We start from the raw sequence: 26,704 nt of genomic DNA on the forward strand, positions 1-26,704 counted from the left end.
CTCCCCGCATTCCCGTCGTCGAGAGATGACGGTGGGCCCTTCAGGAGAACCATGCCCCCCACCTCGTCCGCACCCGCCTCCGACTACTCGGCCCGGCACCTCTCGGTGCTCGAAGGCCTCGAGGCCGTGCGCAAGCGTCCCGGCATGTACATCGGGTCGACCGACTCGCGCGGTCTCATGCACTGCCTCTGGGAGATCATCGACAACTCGGTCGACGAGGCGCTCGGGGGGCACGGCGACACGATCGACGTCGTGCTCCACTCGGACGACAGTGTCGAGGTCCGCGACAGTGGCCGCGGCGTGCCCGTCGACATCGAACCCAAGACGGGCCTCAGCGGCGTCGAGGTCGTGTTCACGAAGCTGCACGCCGGTGGAAAGTTCGGCGGCGGCTCGTACACGTCGTCCGGTGGCCTCCATGGCGTCGGTGCCTCCGTCGTCAACGCCCTGTCCGAGCGGCTCGACGTCGAGGTCGACCGGGGCGGCAAGACGTACGCCATGTCGTTCCGCCGCGGCGAACCCGGCACGTTCGACGACGAGGGCGAGCCCACCCCCGATTCACCGTTCACCCCGTTCGTCTCGGGCAGCGTGCTCCGCGAGGTCGGCAAGACCAAGCGCGGTGTCACCGGCACCCGGGTGCGGTACTGGGCCGATCGGCAGATCTTCACCCGGGGGGCCTCGTTCCAGACCGACGAGCTCTCGGCCAGGGCCCGGCAGACGGCCTTCCTCATCCCCGGGCTCACGCTCACCCTGCGCGACGAGCGTGCCGGCTCGCTCACCGACGGCGGCTTCCCCCTCGAGAGCACCTTCCGCTTCGACGGGGGCATCAGCGAGTACGTCGAGTTCCTCGCGCCCGACACGGCGGTGACCGACACGTGGCGCCTGACCGGGTCGGGCACCTACACCGAGACGGTTCCCGTGCTCACGGACGGCGGTGCCATGATCGCGACCGAACTCGAGCGCCAGTGCGACGTCGACATCGCACTGCGCTGGGGCGGGGGATACGAGACCGTCTTCCGCAGCTACGTGAACATCATCGCCACGCCGAAGGGCGGATCGCACCAGACCGGCTTCGAGACCGGGCTGCTGAAGTTCGTCCGGCAGCAGGTCGAGGCCAACGCCCGTCGCCTCAAGGTGGGCAACGACAAGATCGAGAAAGACGACGTCCTGGCCGGCCTGACGGCCGTGCTCACCGTGCGCCTCCCCGAGCCGCAGTTCGAGGGCCAGACCAAAGAGATCCTGGGCACGCCGGCCGTGCGGGCGATCGTGGCGAACGTCGTGGCCACCGAGCTGGGCTCGCTTTTCACGTCGACAAGGCGAGAGGACAAGGCCCAGACCGCCCTCGTGCTCGACAAGGTCGTCGCCGAGATGAAGACCCGAATCGCCGCCCGGGCGCACAAAGAGACCCAGCGTCGCAAGAACGCCCTCGAGAACTCGACCCTGCCGGCCAAGCTCGTCGACTGCCGGTCGAACGACGTGGCGAACAGCGAGCTGTTCATCGTCGAAGGCGACTCCGCGTTGGGCACGGCCAAGGTCGCCCGCAACAGCGAGTTCCAGGCGCTCCTGCCGATTCGCGGCAAGATCCTGAACGTCCAGAAGGCCTCGGTCAGCGACATGCTGTCCAACCTCGAGTGCGCCTCCATCATCCAGGTCCTGGGGGCCGGGTCCGGGCGGTCCTTCGATCTCGAGGCGGCCCGCTACGGCAAGGTGATCATCATGAGCGACGCCGACGTGGACGGTGCCCACATCCGGACGCTGCTGCTCACGCTGTTCTTCCGGTACATGCGACCGATGATCGAGGCCGGGCGCGTCTTCGCGGCTGTTCCCCCGCTGCACCGGGTGGTCGTGATGCACCCCGGCAGCAAGCCCAACGAGACGATCTACACGTACTCCGAGAAAGAGCTGCACGGCGTCCTCGCGGGGCTCAAGCGCACCAACAAGAAGTTCCAGGACCCCATCCAGCGGTACAAGGGTCTCGGCGAGATGGATGCCGAACAACTCCGGACCACGACGATGGAACGTCAGAACCGCATGCTGAGGCGCGTCAAGGTCGACGACGCCGAGAACGCCGCGCGGGTCTTCGAGTTGTTGATGGGCAATGACGTCGCCCCTCGCAAGGAGTTCATCATCGACGGAGCCGGTCTCAGCCGCGACCGCATCGACGTCTGAGTCCCGACCGATTCGTGGCCGACGAGGACGGCGCCGCCTCTCGACTCCGAGGTGCGGTGCCGTCTCGGTCGGTCGTCCGAAGCGTCACTCGCCGGGTTCGGCGCCGGCCTCGAGGCCCGTGGCCGAGTCGGTGATATGGGCCACCGAGGCCCCGACGGACCCGACGGGTGCGTCGAGGGGCGTGCCTGAGCCGTCCCGGCGTGACAGCTCGGTCGGCAGGCTCCGGACGGAGCCGTCCGGGCCGACCGCCTGCGCGGGGGCCGGTCCCACCCAGGCCAGCGACAGGGCGTCTTCGCCCTTGAGCAGCGAGTGGGACCGGACGCCGCCCGTGGCGCGCCCCTTGCCCGGGTACTCGTCGAAGGCGCTGAGCTTGGCACGTCCGGGGTCGGTGCCGGCGATCGTCGAGCTGCTCGACGACACCGTCGCGACGACGGCCTCGTGACCCGCGGGCACGGCGCCGAAGAAGATGACGCTCGCGTCGTCCGGGAGGTTGATGCCGGCCACCCCACCGCCGGCGGGCCCCTGCGGTCGGACCGCCGAGGCGGTGAACCGGAGCAACTGTGTGGCGGAGGTGACGAAGACGAGCTCGTCCTCGTCGACCCCTTGGGCGACACCGACCACCTGATCGCCCTTCTTCAGGGTGATGACCGGGAAGTCGGGTCGGGCGGGGTACTGGCCGGTCGCGACTCGTTTGACGACACCCCGGGCCGTGCCCAGCGCGATGCTCCGGTCCGCGGTGAGCGAGACGAGCCCGAGCACACGTTCTTTCTTGTCGACCAGGCCGACGTAGTCCCTGATGGGCACCCCCGCACCGAGCTGGACCGACGTGGGTGGCACCGACGGGAGGTCGACGGGGGTGAGCCGGACCAGACGTCCGAGGTTCGTCACGGCGCCGATCTCGGTCCTCGTGGTCGTGTCGATCGACGACAGGACGGCATCGTGCTTCGTGCGCCGGGCCGGGGGAGTGGGGGCCGCGGAGTCGGGGTCGAGGTGGTCCACGCGCAGGACGCGGCCCGTCGTCGAGAGGAACACCCGGGTCGGGGTGTCGGCGATCTCGAGGACGGGGGTGGACCTGCTGCCGCGACCCGTCGTGGCGACGCTCGGCTTGGCCTCGGTGAGGAGGGTCCGCCGCGGGGTGCCGAACTGCTCCGCGATCTCGCCGAGTTCACTCGAGACGAGGGCACGGAGGCGGGCGGGATCGGCCAGCAGGTCCTTGAGGTCGGCGATGGCCGCGAGCAGCTCGTCACGTTCGGCCTCGAGTTCGATGCGACTGAACCTGGTCAGGCGGCGCAACTGCAGGTCGAGGATGTACTCGGCCTGGATCTCGCTGAGGTCGAACACCTCGCGCAGTCGAGCGCGGGCGGCGGCCGTGTCGTCGCTCGTCCGGATCACCTGGATGACCTCGTCGATGTCGACGATGGCGACGAGCAGGCCCTCGACGAGGTGGAGGCGATCCTCTTTCTTGGCCAGCCGGTAGCGGCTGCGACGCGTGACGACCGACAGGCGGTGGGCGACGTAGACTTCGAGCATCTCTTTCAGCCCGAGCGTGCGCGGTTGCCCGTCGACGAGGGCGACGTTGTTGATGCTGAAGCCGTCCTCGAGCGGCGTGTACCGGTAGAGCTGCTCGAGGACGGCCTCGGGGCTGAACCCCGTCTTGATCCCGATCACGAGACGGAGACCGTGCTTGTGGTCGGTGAGGTCGGTGACGTCCGTGATGCCGGTGAGCTTCTTCGCCTGCACCCCGTCCTTGATCTTCTCGATCACCTTCTCGGGCCCCACCAGGTAGGGCAGCTCGGTGACCACGAGACCGTTCTTCCGCGCGGTGATGCTCTCGACGCCGACCCGCGCCCGGGTCTTGAAGCTGCCCCGACCCGTCGCGTAGGCGTCGCGGACCCCGGCGAGCCCGGCGATCGTGCCGCCGGTGGGCAGGTCGGGCCCGGGCACGAACGCCATCAGGTCGTCGAGGCTCGCGTCGGGGTGGTCGATGAGGTGTCTCGCGGCGCCGACGACCTCGACGAGGTTGTGGGGCGCCATGTTCGTGGCCATGCCCACCGCGATGCCGCTCGCACCGTTCACCAACAGGTTGGGGAAGGCCGCGGGAAGCACCTCGGGCTGCATCAACTGGTTGTCGTAGTTGGGCACGAAGTCGACGACGTCCTCGCCGAGTCCCTGCGTCATGGCCAGCGACGCCTCGGCGAGACGGGCCTCGGTGTACCGCGGTGCGGCGGGCCCGTCGTCCAGCGAGCCGAAGTTGCCGTGCCCGTCGATGAGCGGCACCCGCATGGTGAAGGGCTGCGCCTGACGCACCATGGCGTCGTAGATCGCGGTGTCGCCGTGCGGGTGGAGCTTGCCCATGACCTCACCGACGACGCGCGCGCTCTTCACGTGGCCGCGGTCGGGCCGCAGGCCCATCTCGGACATCTGGTAGAGGATGCGCCGCTGGACCGGCTTGAGGCCGTCCCGGGCGTCGGGGAGCGCCCGCGAGTAGATGACCGAGTACGCGTACTCGAGGAACGACCCCTGCATCTCGAGCGAGACGTCGATGTCCTCGATGCGTTCGCCGTGGTCGGGGCTGCTCGTGTTCTCGGTGGTGGTCATGCACTTCTCACGGATCGGGGTGGACGGGGCACCCGATCGTCGCTGTGCCAGACTGGGGCCGGTGTCCTCCATCGTACCGGCGCGCCCCCGGGGGGCCGTGAGCCTGGCCGACGTGGTGCCCTCGTGTCTCGCGTCCCTCCGGGGTGAGGTGAACGCGCTCCACCTGCCTGCCGCCCGGGCAGCCGTCGTCGTCCTGGTCGACGGCCTCGGCCAGGCAGCCCTCGGAGCCCGTCGAGGCCATGCCCGGACGTTGTCGGGCGTCAAGGGCAGCCTGTGGTCCGGGTGGCCCACGACCACCGCGGCGGCGCTCACGACGCTGACGACCGGGGCGCTTCCCGGCGAGCACGGCCTCGTCGGCTACTCCGCCCTCGACCCCGAGAACGATCGTGTCGTCAAGCAGCTCTCGGGGTGGGACGACCGCATGCGACCCGACGAGTGGCAGCGCCGTCCCACCCTGTTCGAGACGGCCCCCGACGTGGAGTCCCACGCCGTGGGCCCCAAGCGCTACCGATCGTCGGGTCTGACCGAAGCCATCCTCCGGGGCGCCACCTACGACGTGGCCGAGAGCGTGGCCGACCGCTTCGCGAGCGCGGCGAGGCTCGTCGACTCGACCCGCGCCTCCTTGGTGTACCTCTACGTCCCCGAACTCGACATGATCGCCCACCGTGCCGGATGGGAGTCCGACGAGTGGATCGACGCCCTCGAGGGCGTCGACGCCGAGGTGCGGAGGCTCGAGTCCACGGTCGCACCCGACGTCGGGGTGATCGTGACGGCCGACCACGGGATCGTCGACGTCGCCGAACGGCGACGCCTCGTGTTCGGAGGGACGCCGGCCCTGGTCGACGGGGTGAGGCACGTGGCGGGGGAGCCTCGCTGCCTGCAGCTGCACCTCGAACCCGACGCGGACGCGAGTCGACGGAGCGCACTGCTCGACGCCTGGCGGTCCGCCGAAGGCGACCGAGCCTGGGTGCTGACCCGGACCGAGGCGGTCGAGGCCGGGTGGTTCGGTGCCGTGGACCCCGCCGTGCTGCCGCGCATCGGCGACCTGATCATCGCGGCCCGGCGGGGCGTCGCCTACTACGACGGACGAGATCGCGGCGGTCAGCCCGGCACGATGGTCGGTCACCACGGGTCGTGGTCCGACGACGAGACCCTGGTTCCCCTGCGGACGTTCGGCGCCTACCGGCGGTGACGGTCGCCGACCCGGGCGGAAGGATCAGGCGGGGTCGTCGTCCGAGCGTGCTCCGAACACGATCTCGTCCCAGCTCGGCATCGAGGTGCGCCCGCGGGCCTTCTTCGTCGGCTGAGCCGCGCTGGGCATCTCGCGCCGGCCCGCCCGACCCCGGCTGCCCCGGATGCCGGTGGGCTGGACCGGTGCGTCGTCCGCGGAGGTGTCGCGCCGTGTCGACCGGTCGGGCAACACGGGCGTGGGCTTGGTGGCCCCCTCGGGCAGGTCGAAGTCGTCGAGGGGGACGTCGATCACGCGGATCGTCCCGGTGACCGGGTGGTCCGAGCGCCAGTCGTCGTCCGAGAACCGGGCGGCCTCGCGTTCTCCGCGACGACGTCGCAGGGCCTCGAGCAGGTCGGCGGTCTGGTCGTGCCCGCTCGCCTCGTCCGGCGCCCGGTTGGCGGCAGCGAAGGAGGCGGTGCCCCGGACACCGGGACGCAACCGGTCGGTCGCGGCCTCGGCCGGGAGCTCGACCTCGTCGACCTGGTCCACCAGGAAGGCACCGCTGTCGAAACGACCCGACGTGTCGTCGTGGCGTGGCTCGCGGGACACGGCCCGCAGACGCGGCACGAGCGGACCGGCCTCCTCGCCGTGCTGGGAGAGTCGGTGGGCGTCGCCACCGAGGGGGGCCAGGACCGACTTCTTCGGGTCGAAGCGCCACGTCGCGTCACGCTCGACCTCGTGCGTGACGAAGGCCAGGTGGATCACCCAGCCGTGCTCGGCGTCCTTGTAGGCGCTCCACTCGCGCTGCGAGGTCTCGGCGCCGTCGAGTCGCTCGTCGATCACGGCTCCGAAGGTCGTCGCCTGAACGCCGGAGGCCGCGTCGTCGGCGACGGACACCGTGACGGCCCGAGCGCTCTCGAGGACGAAGGCACGCTCGGCCAGGACCGGTCCCTCGAACCGGTGCACGTAGTCGAGGTCGGCGCCGGTCAGGTCGGCGACCTGCTGCGGGGTCCTGCCCGCCCGGACCAGGGCCTGGATCTCGCGCGGCGGTGCCTTCCGCTCGACCGGCGCGTCACCCGGGCTGGCCGCCCGGAGCTGGGAGTGGAGGGTGTGGGTGACGGGAAGGCGGTACTCGCCACCGGCGTCGGTGGAGACGAGCAGAGCTCCGCTCTGGACGCCGATGACCCTGAGATCCTGCATTTTCCACGCCTTTCACCGTCGTGATCCGGTGCCAAGAGTCGCACGTCGGCACCCGTTCTCGCGGGAATACGACGGGCGTGCCGTCAGTTCTTCCGAGGCGGCTGAAAGGCCGTGGGAACGGGTTTGCTATTCGACAACGAGTGATGCAAACTGCACCCGCCGAATCGGGCACACGAACGACCGAAGAACTGGATGGGCATGGCCACCGACTACGACGCACCTCGCAAGAACGACGACGACGGCTCGGAGTCGATCGAGGGGCTCAAAGAGAGGGTCCCCGACAAGATGACCGGCGTCGTCGACGACGACGCCGACAACCCGGGCTCGTTCGAGCTCGCCGGACAGGACCTCTCGGACCTCGACCTCGACGTCGTCGTCCTCCCTCCGCAGGTCGACGAGTTCACCTGTGTCGAGTGCTTCCTGGTGAAGCACCGCTCGCAGCTCGACCACGAGACCAAGCTGGGCGCTATCTGCCGGGAGTGCGCCGCCTGAGCGCCTCCAACCGCCGGACGACCTCGTCGGGACGACGGGTCGACACCAACCAATAGGGTGCCGGGTCGTCGAGGTCCGTCAACGAGATCTTGACCACCGGTCGCACCCACCCCCTGAAGAGGGTCCAGGCTCGCGCGTCGAGCCGGGGCCCTCTTTCTCGTGTGGCGTCGGCGCCGGTGAACCCCTCGGCCTCGCCGATCTCGTGGGAGTACAGACGGGCGCGACCCGCGGTGAAGCCCTCGTCGTCGATCGTCAGCACGGGCGAGGTCAGGACGAGCAGGACGATGGCGGCCGCGTAGAACACGACGGCCATCACCACGCCCACGGTCGAGTTGATCGGCAGGAAGACCAGCAGGGTGGCAGGGACGAGCAGCGCGCAGGCGACGAAGACGGAGAGCGGCGGGAGCAGGCGCTCACGGTAGGGGTTCATGACGTCCATTCGACCAGACTTCTGCACTACCCTCGACACGTGCCTCAGACCCTCGACGTCCTCATAGCCGCCGAGGCGACCTCGGTGCCCGTGTACTCCCACCCGGGCGACGCCGGCGCCGACCTGCTCTCGACACAAGACCTGGTGTTGCGTCCCGGGCACCGCGCCCTGGTCGGCACGGGCGTCTCCATCGCCCTGCCCGACGGTTTCGCCGCGTTCGTCATGCCCCGTAGCGGACTGGCCGCGAAGCACGGCATCACCGTCGTGAACGCCCCGGGTACGGTCGACGCCGGCTACCGCGGCGAGATCAAGGTCTCGCTGCTGAACACCGACCTCGAGGCCGAGCACCACGTCGCCGTCGGCGACAAGATCGCCCAACTCGTCATCATGCCGGTCGTCCGCGCGACCTTCGTCCCCGTCGCGACGCTCCCCGAGAGCGTGCGAGGGGCCGACGGGCACGGCTCCACCGGATACGCACACAACCCAGGAGGCACCGCGTGAGGAAGTCCAAACGCCGCGAGCAAGAACTGGCCGCGGTCGAGATCGACGTCGAGTCGGCGGACGTCGACGACGTCGAGATCGACATCGAGTCCCTCGACGACGCAGAGGTCGAGGTGTTCGACGACTCGAAGTCGGCACCCGAGGACCGTGCCGACGTCGGCCCCCTGGACGAGACCGAGGCCAACCCCGTCCGTCCGTACGTCGACCTCGGTGGCGTCAAGATCCTGCCCCGAGAGGGGCTCCACCTCCGGCTCGAGGTCGAAGAGGGAAGCAAGCGGGTCGTCGCCGTCGGCCTCGACTTCGCCAAGTCGACGCTGCAGGTGCAGCCGTTCGCCGCGCCGCGCACGACGGGTCTCTGGAACGAGATCCGGGGGCAGATCAGCGAGCAGATCGAGAAGCAGGGCGGTACGACGGCCGAGGTCGTGGGGCCGTTCGGCCCCGAGGTCCGCGCCGAGATCCCGGTGATGGGTGGCGACCCCGGCACGACCAGGCGAGCGCGCTTCATCGGCGTCGACGGTCCTCGATGGTTCCTCCGCGGCGTCATCGCGGGCGACGCGGCCCACGAGGGCGAGGCCGCGGAGAAGATCGAAGAGCTCTTCCGCAGCATCGTCGTGGTCCGCGGAACGACCCCCATGCCTCCGCGCGAGCTGATCCCGTTGGCCATGCCGAAGGCCGGCCCGACCGACGCCCCGGGCACCACGCCCTCGGTCGTCTGACCCGACGTGTCCGCGTCCGACGAGCGGCCCGACCCGGCTGATCCGTCGCCGCTCGACGACCCCCGGGTGTCGCTCGCGGCTCAGTTGCAGGCCGCCGCCCGGCGGGCCGGCATCGGCCAGGTCGCCCCCGGCGAGGTGCCCACGGCGGCTGCGCTGCTGACGGCGATCGGTGGGGTGCGCGGGCTCGTCGAGTCCATCGTCCCCGGCCTCGGCTTCGTGGTCGTCTACACGATCACCCGCGACGTCGTGCCGTCGGTCCTCATCCCGTTGGTCCTGGCCGTGGCATTCGTCGTCGCTCGGGCCGTCCAGCGTGGCCCGGTCGCCCAGGCACTCGCCGGCGTCTTCGGCATCGCCCTCTCCGCGGGGATCGCGCTGCTCTCCGGCCGGGCCGAGAACAACTTCGTCCCCGGGCTGCTCATCAACGCCGCTTCGCTCGCCGCCATGCTGGTCAGCATCGCCGTGCGCTGGCCCCTCATCGGCATCGTGGTGGGACTCCTCACGAACGAGGGCACGGGTTGGCGGGCCGATCGGGCGAAAAGGCGCGTCCTCGTCCTGGCCACGTGGTTGTGGGCCGGGCTCTTCGCCGCACGCCTCGCCGTCCAGGTGCCCCTCTGGCTTGCCGGTGACGTGGCGCTGCTCGGCACGCTCAAACTCGTCATGGGCGTTCCCCTGTACGCCGGGCTGCTCTGGGTGACCTGGCTCCTCGTCCGGACGGTCTATCGAGGACGCGAGGCGGCGGACGACGCGCGGGGCCCCTCGGCCTGACCCGCGCCTCCTGGTGCTATGTTTTGTCTCGACATCGAGACAAACCGCTGGGATCGGCCCCGGGGACACCCCGCGGACTTAGGCTGACCTCGCTGGTGGGCGTCGCGCGCACCGGCCAAGATGAGGGCGTAGTCAGCAAGGGAGACGGCACGTGTCTGCAATCAACAGTTTCGGCTCGAAGAACACCCTCACGGTCGGGTCCACCGACTACGAGGTCTACCGCATCGACGCGGTCGAGGGTTCTTCGAAGCTTCCGTTCAGCCTCAAGGTCCTCCTCGAGAACCTCCTCCGCACCGAAGACGGTGCGAACGTCACGGGCGACCAGATCCGGGCACTCGGCTCGTGGCAGCCCACCGCCGACCCCGACACCGAGATCCAGTTCACGCCGGCGCGCGTGGTCATGCAGGACTTCACCGGCGTGCCGTGCATCGTCGACCTCGCCACCATGCGCGAGGCCGTCGCCGAGCTGGGTGGGGACCCCACCAAGATCAACCCGCTGGCACCGGCCGAACTCGTCATCGACCACTCGGTCATCGCCGACCTGTTCGGCAGCGAGGACGCCCTCGAGCGCAACGTCGAGATCGAGTACGAACGCAACGGCGAGCGGTACCAGTTCCTCCGGTGGGGGCAGACGGCCTTCGACGACTTCAAGGTCGTCCCGCCGGGCACGGGCATCGTCCACCAGGTCAACATCGAGTACCTCGCGCGCGTCACCTACAGCCGTGAGGTCGGCGGGGTGCTGCAGGCCTACCCCGACACCCTCGTCGGCACCGACTCCCACACGACCATGGTCAACGGCCTGGGCGTGCTCGGGTGGGGCGTCGGCGGCATCGAGGCCGAGGCCGCCATGCTCGGTCAGCCCGTGTCGATGCTGATCCCCAAGGTCGTGGGCTTCAAGCTCTCCGGCTCGATCCCCACCGGCGTGACGGCCACCGACGTGGTGCTCACCATCACCCAGCAGCTGCGTCGCCACGGCGTCGTCGGCAAGTTCGTCGAGTTCTACGGCGAAGGCGTGGCCGAGGTCCCCCTGGCCAACCGCGCCACCATCGGCAACATGAGCCCCGAGTTCGGTTCGACGGCGGCGATCTTCCCGATCGACGACGTGACGCTCGACTACCTGCGTCTGACCGGGCGCTCGGACGAGCAGATCGACCTCGTCGAGCAGTACGCCAAGCTTCAGGGTCTGTGGCACGACCCGTCGACCGAGCCCGTCTTCAGCGAGTACCTCGAACTCGACCTCGCGACGGTCGTCCCGTCCATCGCCGGGCCCAAGCGCCCGCAGGATCGCATCGAGCTCACCGAGGCCAAGTCGCAGTTCGAGGTCGACCTCGAGAACTACGCCAGCACGGACCACTCGCACGTCGACGCCGCGGTCGAGGGCACGTTCCCCGCGTCCGACCCGATCGGCTTCACCGCCGAGGACGACGACGAGGCCCAGCCGCACTCGATCTCGCACACGTCGCACGCCCCGGCCAAGGTGTCCAAGCCGACCTCGGTCGCCCTCGGTGACGGCTCGACGTTCACCCTCGACCACGGTGCGGTCGCCATCGCAGCCATCACGTCGTGCACCAACACGTCGAACCCCTCCGTCATGCTCGCCGCGGGCCTTCTCGCCCGCAACGCCAGCAAGAGGGGCCTCAAGGCCAAGCCGTGGGTCAAGACGACCCTCGCGCCCGGTTCGAAGGTCGTCACCGACTACTACGAGAAAGCCGGCCTGACCGCTTACCTCGAAGACCTCGGCTTCTACACGGTCGGTTACGGCTGCACGACCTGCATCGGCAACTCGGGCCCCCTCCTCGACGAGATCTCGACCGCGGTGCAGGACAACGACCTGGCCGTCACGGCCGTCCTGTCCGGCAACCGCAACTTCGAGGGTCGCATCAACCCCGACGTCAAGATGAACTACCTGGCGAGCCCGCCCCTCGTCATCGCGTACGCCCTGGCCGGGTCGATGAACTTCGACTTCGAGAACGACGCCCTGGGCACGGCCGAGGACGGGACCGACGTCTACCTGCGGGACATCTGGCCCGACGCCGCCGAGGTGCAGGAGACGATCGACTCGTCCATCGACACCGGCATGTTCACCCACGAGTACGCGGGGGTGTTCGACGGTGACGAGCGCTGGCGCTCCCTGCCGACTCCCACCGGTGCCACCTTCGAGTGGGACTCCGAGTCGACCTACGTCCGCAAGCCCCCGTACTTCGAGGGCATGACGATCGAGACCACCCCGGTCACCGACATCCGGGGCGCCCGCGTCCTGGCGAAGCTCGGCGACTCGGTCACGACCGACCACATCAGCCCCGCCGGGTCGATCAAGGTCGACAGCCCGGCTGGCCACTACCTCGACGAGCACGGCGTCGACCGCAAGGACTTCAACTCCTATGGGTCCCGTCGCGGCAACCACGAGGTCATGATCCGGGGCACGTTCGCGAACATTCGCCTCAAGAACCAGCTCCTGGATGGCGTCGAGGGTGGTTACACCCGTGACTTCACGCAGGCCGAGGGCCCGCAGTCGTTCATCTACGACGCCAGTGCTCGCTACCAAGAGCAGGGCACGCCCCTGGTCATCCTCGGTGGCAAAGAGTACGGCTCGGGATCGTCCCGGGACTGGGCCGCGAAGGGCACGAGCCTGCTCGGGGTCAAGGCGGTCATCACCGAGAGCTTCGAGCGCATCCACCGGTCGAACCTCATCGGCATGGGCGTGGTCCCCTTGCAGTTCCCGCAGGGTGAGAGCTGGGAGTCGCTCGGACTCGACGGCACCGAGCAGATCGACATCGCCGGGATCGAGCAGCTGAACGAGGGCACGACGCCGAAGACGGTCCACGTGACCGCCACTCCGACCGCTCACTCGCCCGAGGGCAAGCAGCCGGTCGAGTTCGACGCCGTCGTGCGCATCGACACCCCGGGCGAGGCCGACTACTACCGCAACGGCGGCATCCTGCAGTACGTCCTGCGCAGCCTGGTCTGATCGACAGAACCCGCACCGACCAGACCCCCGGACGATCACCCGCATCGTCCGGGGGTCGTACGGCGTTCTCGCCGGTCGCGTGCCTAGACTGGCGGGATGCCCGAGAGGGCCGAAAGGGAAGGCCAGCATGAGCCTGTTGCAGACGATCACGGGGCCTCGTGACCTCGACCGCCTGACGAACGAACAGATGGTCGAACTGGCCGCCGACATCCGCCGGTTCCTGGTCACCGAGGTGTCGAAGACCGGGGGCCATCTCGGGCCGAACCTGGGCGTCGTCGAACTGACGTTGGCCATGCACCGTGTCTTCCACTCGCCACACGACGCCTTCGTCTTCGACACCGGCCACCAGTCGTACGTCCACAAACTCCTCACCGGTCGGCAGGACTTCTCCGCGCTCCGCCTCCGGGGCGGTCTCGCCGGCTACCCGCAGCGGTCAGAGTCCGAGCACGACATCGTCGAGAGTTCACACGCCTCGAGTTCTCTCTCGTGGGCCGACGGCATCTCCCGCGCGTTCCAGCTCACCGGCCGCGACGACCGGCACGTCGTGGCCGTCGTGGGCGACGGCGCGTTGACCGGGGGCATGACGTGGGAGGCCCTGAACAACATCAGCGACGACAACGACCGCCGTCTCACCATCGTCGTGAACGACAACGGCCGGTCGTACGCCCCCACCATCGGCGGCATGGCCCGCTTCCTCAACACCGTCCGCACCCGCCAGGCCTACCGTGAGCTCCACGTCGGCAGCCGCGCCGTCTTCGACCGGCTCGGACACCCGGGTCGCGCCGTCTACCGCGGTGTCCGGGGTGGACTGCACGGTTTCCTGAGCCGGTTCACCAACAACGAAGCGCTCTACTCGAACCTCGACATCAAATACATCGGGCCAGTCGACGGCCACGACCAGGTGGCGATGGAAGAAGCCCTCCTCCAGGCGAAGAACTACGGCGCCCCCGTGATCGTGCACGCGATCACCGAGAAGGGCCGGGGGTTCGATCCGGCTCGCGCCGACGTGGCCGACCAGTTCCACGCGGTCGGGCAGATCGATCCCGAGACGGGAGAGCCCCTCGAGACGGCCACCTCGCCGTCGTGGACGTCGGTCTTCGCCGACGAGATCGTCGACATCGCCGAGCACGACGAGAAGGTCGTCGGCATCACGGCCGCGATGCTGCGTCCCGTGGGCCTGCACAAGCTCGCCGAGCGGTTCCCGAAGCGCGTCTTCGACGTCGGCATCGCCGAACAGCACGCGGTGACGAGCGCTGCGGGTCTGGCGTTCGGCGGCCTCCACCCCGTCGTCGCTTTGTACGCGACCTTCGTGAACCGCGCCTTCGACCAGGTGTTGATGGATGTCGCCCTCCACCGGGCGGGGGTCACGTTCGTCCTCGACCGGGCCGGCGTCACCGGGCCGGACGGTCCGAGCCACCACGGCATGTGGGACCTTGCGCTGCTGCAGATCGTGCCGCACATCCGGTTGGCTGCACCCCGCGATGCGACACGCCTCCGCGAAGAACTCCGGGAGGCCGTCGCGGTCGACGACGCTCCCACCGTCATCCGGTTCTCCAAGGGCGCCGTCGGCGTCGAACACGAAGCCGTCGAACGTCTCGAGGACGGTGTCGAGGTGCTGCGTCGCGCGGGGCACGACGACGTCCTCATCGTCTGCGTCGGCCCGATGGCCGGGATCGGACTCGAGGTCGCCGAACGGCTGGAGGCCCAGGGCATCGGTGCCACGGTCGTCGATCCGCGATGGGTCGTCCCCGTGCCGGGGAGCATCATCGAACTCGCTGCGAACCACCGACTCGTCATCACGATCGAGGACGGAGTCCGGGTCGGCGGGATCGGCACCCGAGTGCGGCAGGACCTCCGGGGCGCAGGCGTCGACACGGCCGTGACCGAGCTGGGTCTGCCCGACGAGTTCCTCCAGCACGGGTCCCGGGCCGAGATCCTCGAAGAGGCCGGCCTCACCCCGCAGCACATCGCTCGCGACGTCGTGGCCCAGGTGCTCGGAAGTCGCATCCCCGTCGCGAGGCCCCTGGACGAGACCGCCGCCGCGACGAGGCACGAGGACGCCCGACACGACTGAGTCCCGGTGCGGTGGCACACCACACCGATCGACGTCGAACGCCCCGTCTCGTCCGAGACGGGGCGTTCGACGTCGATGGGCTACTCGACGCCGCGGATGGCCGGCTCGTGGAAGTCGCGACCGCGGACGCGCCGTGAGGCTCCGACGCGATCGAGGTACGGCGTGACCCCGCCCATCTGGAACGGGTACCCGGCTCCGAGGATCAAGCAGAGATCGATGTCCTCGGCGGCGGCGACCACGTGGTCGTCGAGCATGCGACCGACCTCGTCGGCGAGGCCGTCCTCGATGCGGATGCGCAGCTCGTCGTCGGTGAGTGCCGTGCCCGGCCCGGCGGCGAGGGCGACGGCCTTCTTGTCGAACCCCTTGCGACGGCCCTTCGAGTCCCGCTCGAAGATGGTGCCGTGCTCGGCCAGACGGTGCAGTCCCTCGCTGGCGAAGAACCGGTCGGGGAACGCGGCGTGGTGGGTGTCGAGCACGTGCGCCCCGACGGTCAGTCCCACCAGCTCGAGCAGCTCGAACGGCGTCATCGGCAGGCCGAACGGGGCGGTCGCTCGATCGACCACCTCGAACGGCGTCCCCGTCTCGACGGCGTGCATGGCCTCGCCCAGCAACTTGGCCAGGAGGCGGTTGACCACGAAACCAGGGGTGTCGGCCGTGATGACGGCGTTCTTCCGGAGGGCCTTCGCCGTCACCATCGCCGTGCTGAGCGTCTCGTCATCCGTCGCCGGTGTCTTGACGACCTCGACGAGGGGCATCACCGCGACCGGATTGAAGAAGTGGAACCCGACCAGGCGCTCGGGATGCGCGAGGCGCGCCCCGATCTGCTCGACGCTCAGCGACGAGGTGTTGGTCGCCAGCACCGTGGTGTCCGAGACGACGGCCTCGACGTTCGCGAACACCTCTTGCTTGACCGACAGCTCTTCGAAGACTGCTTCGATGACCCAGTCGGCGTCGGCGAAGTCGGCGAGGTCGGTCGTGCCCGTGATCAGCGCCTTGAGGCGGTTGGACTCGTCGCGCGAGATGCGCCCCTTGCCCTGCAACTCGTCGATCTCGCCTCTGATGCGGGCGAGCGCCGAGTCGACCCGGGCCTGGTCGAGGTCGGTGATGACGACCGGGACGCGCAGGCGCCGGACGAAGAGCAGGGCGAACTGGCTCGCCATGAGGCCGGCACCGACGACGCCCACCTTGCCGATCTTTCGGGCGAGGTCGGGGGAGGGGGCTCCGGCGGGCTTCTTGGCGCGCTTCTGGACGAGGTCGAAGGCGTACATGCTCGCGTGGAACTGGTCGCCCGCCACGAGGTCGGCCAGTGCTTCGTCCTCCGCCGCGAAGCCGGTCGCCCGGTCGGTGTTCTTCGCGGCCTTGAGCAGGTCGAGTGCGGCATAGGGCGATTTCGCGACGGTGCCGATCTTGGACTCGAGCGACTTGCGCGCCACCGAGATCGCGACGTCCCACTTGACCGCACGCTCGAGCTTGCCCGGGAGGTTCGGTCGCTTGACGGTGACGCGGCCGGTCAGCACCCCGTCGGCCCACCGGATGCTGTCCTCGAGGAAGGACGCGGGGCCGAACATCACGTCGACGATGCCGAGTTCGAGCGCCTGGGCGGGCTGCAGCGTGCGGTTGTTCTTCAGGGGGTTCTCGATGACGACCTTGAGCGCGTTCTCTATGCCGATCAGGTTCGGCAACAGCCAGGCCCCTCCCCAGCCGGGGATGATGCCGAGGAAGACCTCGGGCAGGGCGATGGCCGCCGCCGACGAGTCGACCGTCCGGTAGTCGGCGTGCAGGCCGATCTCGACGCCGCCCCCGAGGGCGAGGCCGTTCACGAAGACGAAGGTGGGGACCGCGGCGTCGTGCAGCTTGCCGAGCACCGCGTGCCCGAGCCGGGCGAGTTCGCGGGCGACGTCGCGGCTGGGGATGGCGCTGACCTTGCTGAGGTCGGCGCCCGCCGCCAGGAAGTAGGGCTTGCCGGTGACGGCGATCGCCGCGATCTCACCTGAGGAGGCGCGGGTGCGGACGGCGTCGAGGGTCGCCCCGAACTCGTGCAGCGTCGCCGGCCCCAGCGTGCTCGGCCGGGTGTGGTCGCGACCGTTGTCAAGGGTGATGAGGGCGAGGACGCCGCCGGAGGGCAACGGGACGTCGCGGACGTAGGAGTGCGTGACGACCTCGTCGGCCGACAGCTCGGTCAGTTGTTCGGTCGCCGAGCTCATGCGCGCGCCGCCTTCCGCGAGTAGTGGGGGTTCTCCCAGATGACGCTGCCGCCCTGGCCGAGGCCGATGCACATGGCCGTGAGGCCGTAGCGCACCTCGGGGTGCTGCTCGAACTGGCGGGCGAGCTGGATCATGAGCCGCACGCCCGAGGACGCGAGGGGATGGCCCACGGCGATGGCACCACCCCAGGGATTCACGCGCGGGTCGTCGTCGTCGATGCCGAAGTGGTCGAGCAGGGAGAGGACCTGCACCGCGAACGCCTCGTTCAGCTCGAAGAGGCCGATGTCGTCGATCGAGAGCCCGGCCTTCCGGAGCGCCTTCTCGGTGGACGGAACGGGGCCGATGCCCATGATCTCGGGCTCGACGCCGGCGAAGGCGAAGCTGACCAGGCGCATCTTGGGGGTGAGTCCGAGCTCTTTCGCCGCGGCGCCGGACGCCATCAGGCTGACCGTCGCCCCGTCGTTGAGTCCGGACGAGTTGCCGGCGGTGACGCGGCCGTGCGGCCGGAAGGGGGTCCGAAGCCCGGCCAGCCCCTCCATCGTGGTCTCGGGACGAGGGGCCTCGTCGCGCGTGGCCAACCCCCAGCCCTGATCCGTCCTGATCGCCACCGGGACGAGGTCGGGTTGGATCTGGCCGGCGTCGTAGGCGGCCGCGAGTTTCTGTTGCGATCGCAGGGCGTAGCGGTCGGACCGCTCTTTGGTCAGCTGGGGGAACCGGTCGTGGATGCGCTCCGCGGTGTTGCCCATGTTCAGGGCCTCGCCGCTGACGAGCTTCTCGGCGACGAATCGGGGGTTCGGGTCGGCAGCGAACCCCATCGGGTGCCGACCCATGTGCTCGACCCCGCCGGCGAGGGCGACGTCGTAGGCGCCGAAGGCGATGCCGCCGGCGACACTCGTCACGCTGGTCATGGCGCCGGCGCACATGCGGTCGATGGCGTACCCGGGCACGGACTGGGGAAGCCCCGCGAGCAGTGCCGTCGTGCGCCCCAGGGTGAGGCCCTGGTCGCCCTGCTGCGTCGTCGCCGCGATGGCGACGTCGTCGATGCGTTCGGGCGGGAGGGACGGATTGCGTTCGAGCAGACCCTTCATCGCCTTCACGACCAGGTCGTCGGCGCGGGTCTGCCAGTACATGCCTTTGTCGCCGGCCCGCCCGAACGGGGTGCGTACCCCGTCGACGAACACGACATCGTTGCTCTCGGCCACATTGCCTCCAGTGTCAGGATCTGGTCCCGATCTTAGGGACGACACCGAGGGGTCAAGAATCGTTCGAGCAATCCTACGAAGCGCCGTCGCCCGTCGCCTCGGGCTCTTGGTGGGCGTCGACAAAGGCCTCGGCGACCGCCTCGGCGACGGCCTCGACCTGCCAGGCCCGGGCACCGAGCTCCACCAACGTGGCCGCGATGGTCGGTGCGTCGAAGGGGATGGGCGGGTCCCAGGCGAGCCGCCGCAGGGTCTCGGGGGTGAGCAGGTTCTCCACCGGCAGGTCGAGGCCCTCGGCGATCTCGGTGACCTTGGGGCGGACTGCCTTGTAACGCGCGTCGGCCAGCGGGTTCTTGTCCGCCCACGATCGCGGCGGGGGGAGGGTGTCGCTCGCCGGCCCCCGGTGCGACGGGAGGTCGGTCGTCTCACGGCCGCGTTCGATCGCCGCGAACCAGCGGTCGAGCTCGCTGCGACTGGCGCGGCCGACGAACTCCTTGATGCCGGCGAGCGATCGTTTGTCGGTGGGCATCGCCTTGGTGGCGGCCACGAGCGACGAGTCCGGGACGAGTCGACCCGGGGCCGTGTCGATCTCACGGGCGTAGTCGTCGCGCGCCTGCCAGAGTTCACGGGCCACGGCGAGGGACCGGGATCCGCGCACGCTGTGCAGTCCGGTCAGTCGACGCCACGGGTCGACCTTCGCCGGCTTGGCCTCGCGCCGCAGGGTCGCCTCGAACTCCTGACGCGCGATCTCGAGCTTGCCCGCGTCCGCGAGCACCGCCTCCATGGCGTCCCGCAGGTCGACGAGCAGCTCGACGTCGAGCGCGGCGTAGACGAGCCAGCTCTGCGGCAACGGTCTCGTCGACCAGTCGGCGGCACTGTGCTCCTTCGCGAGGTGGACGCCCAGCAGCTGCTCGACGACGGCACCGAGCCCGACCTTCGGCAGACCGGCGAGACGCGCACCCAGTTCGGTGTCGAAGATGCGGCTCGGGTCGAGGCCGACCTCGCGCAGGCACGCCAGGTCCTGGCTGGCGGCGTGCAGCACCCACTCCTCGTCGCCGATCACGTCCTGCAGTTCGGCGAAGGAGCCGATGGCGGGCGGATCGAGCAGGAACACCCCCGAGCCGCGTCGGAACACCTGGATGAGGTAGGCCCGCTGCGAGTAGCGATAGCCGGAGGCGCGCTCGGCGTCGATCGAGATCGGCCCGGTCCCGGCGCGGATCGCCTCGACGGCGGCCAGGTAGCCCGGGCGGTCGTCGATGACCGTGACTTCGCCGTGCAGCGAGTCGGCGGTCTCGACGACGGGTCGGACGGTGACCCGGGGGCGCCTGTCTCGCGAGGCGGAGCCGCCGGGCGCGGAACCGCCGGGCGCGGAACCGGCGGGCGCAGAGCCGCCGGGTGCCGACTCGTCGGGTGCCGACTCGTCGGGTGCTGACTCGTCTGATGTCGCTGTGGTCATGTCTCCGCTGTTCTCTCCGGGGGCGCTGTTCTGTTCCGGTGGTTCAGTCTCGTCCGACCCGCCGCGAGGCGAGGAGCGTGACGCCCTCGACCGTCGGGGGCAGGCCCGCGAGTGTGCAGATCAACTCGCTCCAGGCCTCGATGTGCGGGGCCAGGTCGGTGGTGGTGGGGCTCCAGGACGCCCGGAGTTCGAGTTGGGCCCCGTCGCCGTGGCTGGCCAGCTCACCGTAGCCGGTCGAGAGGATCTTGGTCGCGGTGCCGGATGCCCGGTCGTACGAGGCCCCACGGGCGTCGAGGCTGTCGACGAGCCAGGACCACGCGACGTCGGCCACGAACGGGTCGAGCGCGATCTCGGTCTCGAGGGGCGCCTGCGCGAAACCCACGACCCGGAACGGCCCGCCCCAGGCCTCGGGTTCGTCGTCGTCGTAGAGCAGCACGAAGCGGCCCGTGCCGAGATCGGGGTCGGGGCGGCCGGACGCACCGATGACGTCCCCGGCGAGGGCCAGCGCATGGGGGGCGAGGCCGTTCGGGGCGGGGATCTCGGTCACGGCGAGGGCATCCCGCGCGGCGGCACGGCGGACGGACTCGACGGCCGCGGCGAACGCGGGCGGCCGGGTCGGCGTCGGGGGGATCTCGGACACCCTGGAAGACTAGGGTCGATCCCGAGGGCGACCCCCGCGGCACGCCGCGCCCGGCTCAGCAGATCCACAGGTCACCCTCGACCCCACCTCACGCCGCCCGAGGAGTCGCCCGTGAACCGCCCCGCATCCACCGAGCGACGGGGCATCGGCCCGGTCGCCGTCGTCTCGATCGTCGTCGGGGGCACCGTGGTGGTGTCGTCCGCCGCCCTCGCCTCGGGGATCGTCGCCATCGCCCGCAAGATCGTCACGCCCGCCCGCCGCCGACGTGACGACGTGCGGATCGAGGCCCACGACGCCGTCGCCGGGACGATCACCCTCCGGTCGACGCCTGACACGCGCCTCCCCGGTCGCTACAGCTTCTGGTACGCCCGGGGTCGTGGCCACGCCCGGGTCGGCGACGTCGTCCACGACGACGGCCGGTCCGTCGAGCGTCGCGTCGAGGGTGTCGACGGGCCCGGTCTCGAGCGGGCCCACCGGGGTCGCATCGGAGGCTGGCTGTTCCCGACACCGCGTGACGCGGGGCTCACGGGCGACGAGGTCGAGATCGACACCGAGGTCGGTCCGGCCCCCGCCTGGCTCGTCCCCGCCGAGGCCGGCCTCGTCGGTCCGTGGATGATCGGGGTGCACGGTCGCGGGGTGACCCGCGCCGAGACGATCAGGGCGGCTCCGGTCTTCCACCGAGAGGGCCTGACCTCGCTCCTCGTGTCGTACCGCAACGACGGCGAGGCGCCCCGATCGCCGGACGGCCGCTACGCCCTGGGCGACTCCGAGTGGCGTGACGTCGAGGCGGCGATCCGGTTCGCCCTCGACCGCGGGGCGACGTCCGTCGTGTTGATGGGTTGGTCCATGGGCGGGGCGCTCGTGCTGCAGGCCGCCACGCGCTCGTCCCTGCGCAGAGCCGTCTCGGGCCTCGTGCTCGAGTCGCCCGTCGTCGACTGGAGGACGACCCTCGCCTACCAGGGGGCGGCCATGCGGGTGCCGCGGGTCGTCCAGGGTCTGGTGCTGCGCCTCCTGGGCTCGCCCCTGCTCTGCCGGTTGGCCGGCAGCGCCGAGCCGATCGACTTCGACCGGCTCGACCTCGTCTCGCGGGCCGGCGAGCTCGACCTGCCGGTGCTGTTGCTGCACAGCGACGACGACGGCTTCGTGCCGTCGACCGCGTCACACGCGTTGGCCGAGGCACGGCCCGACCTCGTCACCTTCGAGGTGTTCGAGGTCGCGCGGCACACGAAGCTCTGGAACCTCGACCCCGAGCGCTTCGAGGGGGCGATCAGCGGGTGGCTCGGTCGTCACCGACTCGCGGGTCCGCCGTCGACCGACCACCGCGCGTAGAGCGTGCTCTGCTCGTCGACCAGCAGCTGGCCGAGCACGAGCGACGCGGGGTCGAAGCGTTCGCGACCGAAGACGGGCAGGCCGCTGCCGATCACGACGGGCGAGGTCGACAGGCACAGCTCGTCGACGAGGCCGTCCCGCAGGAACTGGCCGGCGAGCGACGGGCCGCCCTCGCAGACGAGCGAACGGAGGCGCTGGTCGCGCAGGCAACGCAGGATCGCGGCGGGCTCCAACCGTCCCTCGTCGTCGGGTGCGGTCAGCACGGTGGCGACCGCCCAGATCGCCTCGCCGAGGGTCTCGCGGACCCGGACCCGCGCGGATGCGGGGCACACGACGACGACCCGACCGGCCTCCGACGGGTCCATCCGATGGCCCGACAGGTCGCCCGACGACGTGACGACGACGAGTCGCGACGACTTCGGCACCCGGTAGCCCTCGGCCCGCACGCTGGCCGCACCGACGAGGACGCCGTCGGCCAACGAGCGGATGGCCGCCAGGATCGTGCGATCGGTGGCGTTGCTCAGCGTCTCGGAGGTGCCGTCCGACCCCGCGGCGTCGCCGCTGACCGCGGCGATCAGGTTGAGTCGAAGCCAGGTCTCGCGGGGCGGGGCGTACAGCTCGCGGATCCGGGCGGGTGTGGAGTCCTCGTCGATGTCGAGCTCGAGCCCGACGTCGCCCGGGCGCTCGAGGGCGTGCAGCACCCGGAGCGTCACGCGCCGGCGGTCCGTTCGCGGATCTGGCGCTTGGCGCGACCGAGCAGGGCGGTCATGCCACGGATCCGCAACGGGCTCACCGCCTCGGTCAGACCGATCGTCTGCGGGTAGTCGTCGGGGACGTCGTCGAGGACCTGGGCGACGGTGAGCCCGTCGAGCCCCTGGGCGAGGATCGACGCGAAGCCGCGGGTCGTCGGCGCCTCGCGCGGTGCCGTCGCGTGCAGATGCACCCGGTCGTCGGTCACCTCGACGAACAGGAACACGGGGGACTGACACTCGACCACCCGTTCGAGGAGGTCGGGGTGGTCGGCGTAGCGGGCCGGCAGCTCGGGCAGCTCGTTCGAGAACTCGAGCAGCAACTGCAGACGGTCGCGCACGTCGAGCGCGAGGAACTCCTCGCGGATCTCGACGAGCGCCTCGGGCAGGGCGGTGTCGGTCACCGGGCCGGCACCTCGCCGGGCTCGGTGCCCTGCACGATCGGCACGCGGACGGCGCTGCCCCACTCGGTCCAGGAGCCGTCGTAGTTGCGCACGTCCTCGAAGCCCATGAGGTGCGTGAGCACGAACCAGGTGTGACTCGACCGCTCGCCGATGCGGCAGTAGGCGACGACCTGGTCGCCGTCGGCGAGGCCCGCGCCGTCACGGTAGATGGCGTCGAGTTCGGCGAGCGGCCGGAAGGTGCCGTCGTCGGCCGCGGCCTTGCCCCACGGCACGTTCTGCGCGCTGGGGATGTGACCGGCGCGGAGGGCTCCCTCGTCGGGGTAGGCCGGAGCCGTGGTGCGCTGGCCCGAGAACTCCTCGGGCGAGCGCACGTCGATCAGGGGCTTGCCGAGGTGAGCGAGCACGTCGTCCTTGTAGGCCCGGATGACGCTGTCGTCGCGTTCGACGACGGGGTAGTCGGTGGCCTCGATCGCGGGGGCGTCGGTCGTGTACTCGCGTCCCTCGGCCTCCCATTTCGCCCGTCCGCCGTCGAGCAGGCGGACGTCCTCGTGCCCGAAGAGCGAGAACACCCAGAGGGCGTAGGCGGCCCACCAGTTGTTCTTGTCGCCGTAGATGACGACGGTGCTGTCGCGCGAGATGCCGCTGCGGGCCATCAACGCGGCGAAGCCCTCGCCGTCGACGTAGTCGCGCTGCACCGGGTCGTTGAGGTCGAGGTGCCAGTCGATCTTGACGGCGCCGGCGATGTGGCCGGTCTCGTACAGCAGGACGTCCTCGTCCGACTCGACGACGACGAGCCCGGGGGTGCCGAGGTGCTGCTGCAACCACTCGGTGCTGACGAGACGCTCGGGGTGGGCGTACTCGCCGAAGCGGGCGGACGTGTCGTGCTCGACGGCCATGGTGTCTCCTTGTGCGGGTGTCGGGGTGGAGCCGACGTCGGGCGACGGGTGGCGCCCGGCGGCGTAGGATCGCCTCTGGTCGGCCCCGTCGAGGTTACGCATGCCGCGTGACCGTCGCCCGGGAACCGTACGACTCTGACACAGATCCCCGCCCACACCGTTGCGAGGCCGCGCCCATGCCCCCCGAATCCGTCAGCACCCTCGTGTCGTTGACCGACCGCACCCCGACGATCACGGGGGCCGAGATCGTGACGCAACTCGTGCCTCCTCGTCAGTTCGCCGAGGCCTCGCTCGAGAACTACCGACCCGACCCGGACTTCGCCTCGCAGGCCGAGGCGGTCGCCGCCGTGACGGCGTTCGGAGGCGCGGGTGCCGACGCGCCGCGGAGGGGTCTGTTCCGCAAGAAGCCGGCCGCCCCGGCCGTGCGTCCCGGCCTCTACCTCGACGGCGGGTTCGGCGTGGGCAAGACCCACCTGCTCGCCGCCCTCTGGAACCGCACCCCCGGACGGCGTTACTTCGGCACCTTCATCGAGTACACCGCCCTGGTCGGTGCCGTCGGCTACGCCGGCGCCGCGGCGCAGCTCAAGGGCGCCGCCCTGGTCTGCATCGACGAGTTCGAGCTCGACGACCCGGGCGACACGATGATGATGACCCGACTGCTCGGCGACCTGGCCGACGACGGCACCCGCATCGCCGCCACCTCGAACACCCCGCCCAACGCCCTCGGCGAGGGCCGGTTCGCCGCCGCCGACTTCCTCCGCGAGATCCAGGGGTTGAGCGACAAGTTCCTCACCCTGCGCATCGACGGCAACGACTACCGGCGTCGCGAGGTCAAGGCTCGGGCACACGTGGTCGACGACGTCGACGCGGCGGCGGCGTCCCTCGGCGGCACCGTCTCCCTCGACGACTTCGACGGCGTCGTCGGCCACCTCGCGACGGTCCACCCCAGCAAGTACGTCAAGCTCGTCGACGACCTCGACGCGGTCGGCCTCCGTGGCGTGCACGTGCTCACCAGCCAGGTCGACGCGTTGCGCCTCGTCGCCTTCGTCGACCGCCTCTACGACGCGCAGATCCGGGTCGTCGCCTCGGGCACGCCCCTCGACCAGGTCTTCTCGGACGAGATGCTGGCCGGCGGCTACCGGAAGAAGTACCTGCGGGCCGTCTCGCGCCTGGTGGCGCTCACCTCGCTCTGAGGACATCCCCACCCGGTAGGGGGTGAGCCGAAACACGTTGTTTACCTGCGCCCGAATCGTGTTACATCGGGGAAACAATCCCGCACACGGCTGGAAACCTCACCCCGCGACACTGGGGGCGCACCGGACGAGAGCGTTCGTCACCACAGCCCGCGAACCCGCGCGGTCGACCTCGACGTCGGTGCCTCCCTGGCTCAGAAACTCGAGAGGTGACCCACCCATGGACCAAGGCAACACCGCCTTCATGTTGATCTGTGCGGCACTCGTGCTGCTCATGACCCCCGGCCTGGCCTTCTTCTACGGCGGCCTCGTCAAGGCCAAGAGCGTCATCAGCATGATGATGCTGAGCTTCGGCGCGATGGGCCTCATCGGCGTCCTGTGGGTGCTCTTCGGCTACGCGATCGCCTTCGGCAACCCGACCTCGATCCCCGGTGGCAGCGAGAGCTTCGTGGGCATCCAGGGCTTGTTCGGCCTCGACGTCGCGAACCTCGGCCTCGGCGCGGCCTTCGAGGACAGCCTCGATCCCACCGGCGCCTACCCGACGATCGCCTTCGCCGCGTTCCAGGCCACCTTCGCGATCATCACGGTCGCCCTCATCTCGGGCGCCATCGCCGACCGGGCCAAGTTCGGCGCGTGGATGATCTTCGCGGGCGTCTGGGCTACGGTCGTCTACTTCCCGGTCGCCAGCTGGGTCTTCAACTTCACCAAGGACGCCGACGGCAACACGGTCGGTGGCTGGATCGCCGCCATGGGCGTCATCGACTTCGCCGGCGGCACGGCCGTCCACATCAACGCCGGTGCCGCGGCCCTGGCTCTGGCGCTCGTCCTCGGCAAGCGCGTCGGTTTCGCCAAGGGTGCCGACAAGCCGCACAACCCGCCCTTCGTCCTGCTGGGCGCCGGCTTGCTCTGGTTCGGCTGGTTCGGCTTCAACGCCGGCTCCGAGCTCGCCGCCGACGGCGTCGCCGCCCTGGCGTTCCTCAACACCATCGCCGCCCCCGCCGCCGCCGTGCTCGGCTGGCTCGTCGTCGAGAAGCTGAAGGACGGCAAGGCCACCTCGGTCGGCGCCGCCTCGGGTGCCGTCGCGGGTCTCGTCGCCATCACCCCGGCCTGCGCCGCCCTCACCCCGGGATGGGCCGTCGTCCTCGGCGTCGTCGCGGGTGCCGTCTGCGCCCTGGCCATCGACCTCAAGTTCAAGCTCGGCTTCGACGACTCGCTCGACGTCGTGGGCATCCACCTCGTCGGTGGCCTCATCGGCACGCTGTACCTCGGCATCTTCGCCAACGACACCGGCCTGATCTTCTCGGGCACCTTCACGCAGCTCGGCATCCAGGCCCTGTCGGCGTTGGCCGTCATGCTCTACTCGTTCGTCCTGGCCTTCGTCATCGGCTTCGTGATCGAGAAGACCATCGGCTTCCGCGTCAAGAACGAGGACGAGGTGGCCGGCATCGACCTCGCCCTGCACGGCGAAGAGGGCTACGTCCTCGAGAACTCGCGCGCCTGACCCACCCCGCACGACGAACGGCCCCGGTCCTCGGACCGGGGCCGTTCCGCGT

At 70.2% G+C, this 26,704-nt stretch carries 21 protein-coding genes; 11 read left to right on the top strand and 10 right to left on the bottom strand.

Features of this window, described 5'->3' with window-relative positions; translation table 11 throughout:
• Positions 1 to 51: 51 nt before the first annotated feature.
• Complete coding sequence (locus tag ASG28_RS04760) at positions 52 to 2,166, top strand: DNA gyrase/topoisomerase IV subunit B (protein ID WP_055972593.1); 2,115 nt, start codon at positions 52 to 54, stop codon at positions 2,164 to 2,166.
• Between the two features lie 84 nt (positions 2,167 to 2,250).
• On the opposite strand, the gene ASG28_RS04765 is transcribed toward ASG28_RS04760, so the two are convergent.
• Positions 2,251 to 4,764 carry a DNA gyrase/topoisomerase IV subunit A gene (locus tag ASG28_RS04765; protein ID WP_055972596.1) on the bottom strand — a complete coding sequence of 838 codons (2,514 nt, stop codon included), beginning with the start codon at positions 4,762 to 4,764 and terminating at the stop codon, positions 2,251 to 2,253.
• Positions 4,765 to 4,825: 61 nt separating this feature from the next.
• On the opposite strand from ASG28_RS04765, the gene ASG28_RS04770 reads away from it, so the two are divergent.
• Positions 4,826 to 5,956 (top strand): alkaline phosphatase family protein, encoded by a 1,131-nt coding sequence (locus tag ASG28_RS04770; RefSeq protein WP_055976920.1) that lies wholly within the window; start codon positions 4,826 to 4,828, stop codon positions 5,954 to 5,956.
• 24 nt (positions 5,957 to 5,980) lie between these two features.
• Here the strand turns inward: ASG28_RS04770 and sepH are convergent, their stop codons facing one another.
• Positions 5,981 to 7,135, bottom strand: coding sequence for a septation protein SepH (gene sepH, locus ASG28_RS04775; protein ID WP_055972599.1), 1,155 nt, complete (start codon positions 7,133 to 7,135; stop codon positions 5,981 to 5,983).
• A 198-nt stretch (positions 7,136 to 7,333) separates the two neighbouring features.
• On the opposite strand from sepH, the gene ASG28_RS04780 reads away from it, so the two are divergent.
• Positions 7,334 to 7,627 (top strand): DUF4193 domain-containing protein, encoded by a 294-nt coding sequence (locus ASG28_RS04780; RefSeq protein ID WP_043592858.1) that lies wholly within the window; start codon positions 7,334 to 7,336, stop codon positions 7,625 to 7,627.
• Here the strand turns inward: ASG28_RS04780 and ASG28_RS04785 are convergent.
• Entirely contained in the window at positions 7,602 to 8,057 is a 456-nt protein-coding gene (locus ASG28_RS04785) for a DUF3093 domain-containing protein (protein ID WP_055976923.1), read from the bottom strand. The genes ASG28_RS04780 and ASG28_RS04785 overlap by 26 nt on opposite strands.
• 39 nt (positions 8,058 to 8,096) lie before the next feature.
• On the opposite strand from ASG28_RS04785, the gene dut reads away from it, so the two are divergent.
• The 5 genes from dut (at position 8,097) to dxs (ending at position 15,081) form a co-directional block, all read left to right on the top strand.
• The gene (dut, locus tag ASG28_RS04790) at positions 8,097 to 8,558 is read left to right on the top strand and encodes a dUTP diphosphatase (RefSeq protein WP_055972602.1); all 462 of its coding nucleotides are present in this window, start codon (positions 8,097 to 8,099) and stop codon (positions 8,556 to 8,558) included.
• A gap of 83 nt (positions 8,559 to 8,641) precedes the next feature.
• A complete protein-coding gene (locus ASG28_RS04795) occupies positions 8,642 to 9,274 on the top strand; it encodes a DUF3710 domain-containing protein (protein ID WP_235477865.1) in 633 nt (210 codons plus the stop codon).
• A gap of 6 nt (positions 9,275 to 9,280) precedes the next feature.
• A complete protein-coding gene (locus ASG28_RS04800) occupies positions 9,281 to 10,039 on the top strand; it encodes a DUF3159 domain-containing protein (RefSeq protein ID WP_055972605.1) in 759 nt (252 codons plus the stop codon).
• 151 nt (positions 10,040 to 10,190) lie between these two features.
• Positions 10,191 to 13,007, top strand: coding sequence for an aconitate hydratase AcnA (gene acnA, locus ASG28_RS04805; protein WP_055972606.1), 2,817 nt, complete (start codon positions 10,191 to 10,193; stop codon positions 13,005 to 13,007).
• 127 nt (positions 13,008 to 13,134) lie between these two features.
• Complete coding sequence (gene dxs, locus ASG28_RS04810; RefSeq protein WP_055972609.1) at positions 13,135 to 15,081, top strand: 1-deoxy-D-xylulose-5-phosphate synthase; 1,947 nt, start codon at positions 13,135 to 13,137, stop codon at positions 15,079 to 15,081.
• 80 nt (positions 15,082 to 15,161) lie between these two features.
• On the opposite strand, the gene ASG28_RS04815 is transcribed toward dxs, so the two are convergent.
• The 4 genes from ASG28_RS04815 to ASG28_RS04830 form a co-directional block, all read right to left on the bottom strand.
• Positions 15,162 to 17,285: a 3-hydroxyacyl-CoA dehydrogenase NAD-binding domain-containing protein gene (locus tag ASG28_RS04815; RefSeq protein WP_055972613.1), complete on the bottom strand. Its 2,124-nt coding sequence runs from the start codon at positions 17,283 to 17,285 to the stop codon at positions 15,162 to 15,164.
• Entirely contained in the window at positions 17,282 to 18,487 is a 1,206-nt protein-coding gene (locus ASG28_RS04820; RefSeq protein ID WP_055972615.1) for a thiolase family protein, read from the bottom strand. The genes ASG28_RS04815 and ASG28_RS04820 overlap by 4 nt, the downstream gene beginning before the upstream one ends.
• 73 nt (positions 18,488 to 18,560) lie before the next feature.
• The gene (locus ASG28_RS04825; protein WP_082454382.1) at positions 18,561 to 19,940 is read right to left on the bottom strand and encodes an HRDC domain-containing protein; all 1,380 of its coding nucleotides are present in this window, start codon (positions 19,938 to 19,940) and stop codon (positions 18,561 to 18,563) included.
• Positions 19,941 to 19,983: 43 nt separating this feature from the next.
• On the bottom strand, positions 19,984 to 20,580 hold the full coding sequence (locus tag ASG28_RS04830; RefSeq protein ID WP_055972617.1) for a DUF3000 domain-containing protein: 597 nt from the start codon (positions 20,578 to 20,580) through the stop codon (positions 19,984 to 19,986).
• Positions 20,581 to 20,691: 111 nt separating this feature from the next.
• Here ASG28_RS04830 and ASG28_RS04835 point away from each other — a divergent pair, with 111 nt between their 5' ends.
• Positions 20,692 to 21,909, top strand: coding sequence for an alpha/beta hydrolase family protein (locus ASG28_RS04835; protein ID WP_235477563.1), 1,218 nt, complete (start codon positions 20,692 to 20,694; stop codon positions 21,907 to 21,909).
• Here the strand turns inward: ASG28_RS04835 and ASG28_RS04840 are convergent.
• Genes ASG28_RS04840 through ASG28_RS04850 form a run of 3 tightly spaced genes read right to left on the bottom strand, consistent with a single transcriptional unit; the run spans position 21,867 to position 23,958 of the window.
• Complete coding sequence (locus ASG28_RS04840) at positions 21,867 to 22,622, bottom strand: dihydrofolate reductase family protein (protein WP_055972620.1); 756 nt, start codon at positions 22,620 to 22,622, stop codon at positions 21,867 to 21,869. The two genes, ASG28_RS04835 and ASG28_RS04840, sit on opposite strands and share 43 nt — an antisense overlap.
• Positions 22,619 to 23,062, bottom strand: a complete 444-nt coding sequence (locus ASG28_RS04845; RefSeq protein ID WP_055972623.1) for a SufE family protein — start codon at positions 23,060 to 23,062, stop codon at positions 22,619 to 22,621. The genes ASG28_RS04840 and ASG28_RS04845 overlap by 4 nt, the downstream gene beginning before the upstream one ends.
• The gene (locus ASG28_RS04850; RefSeq protein ID WP_055972626.1) at positions 23,059 to 23,958 is read right to left on the bottom strand and encodes a sulfurtransferase; all 900 of its coding nucleotides are present in this window, start codon (positions 23,956 to 23,958) and stop codon (positions 23,059 to 23,061) included. Before ASG28_RS04850 ends, ASG28_RS04845 begins: the two co-directional genes overlap by 4 nt.
• Before the next feature lie 176 nt (positions 23,959 to 24,134).
• On the opposite strand from ASG28_RS04850, the gene zapE reads away from it, so the two are divergent.
• Both zapE and ASG28_RS04860 read left to right on the top strand, forming a co-directional pair.
• Positions 24,135 to 25,151 (top strand): cell division protein ZapE, encoded by a 1,017-nt coding sequence (gene zapE, locus ASG28_RS04855; RefSeq protein WP_055972629.1) that lies wholly within the window; start codon positions 24,135 to 24,137, stop codon positions 25,149 to 25,151.
• A gap of 220 nt (positions 25,152 to 25,371) precedes the next feature.
• Positions 25,372 to 26,652, top strand: coding sequence for an ammonium transporter (locus ASG28_RS04860; RefSeq protein ID WP_055972632.1), 1,281 nt, complete (start codon positions 25,372 to 25,374; stop codon positions 26,650 to 26,652).
• Positions 26,653 to 26,704 lie beyond the last annotated feature (52 nt).

Source organism: Frigoribacterium sp. Leaf415, from assembly GCF_001424645.1.
Taxonomy (GTDB): Bacteria; Actinomycetota; Actinomycetes; order Actinomycetales; family Microbacteriaceae; genus Frigoribacterium.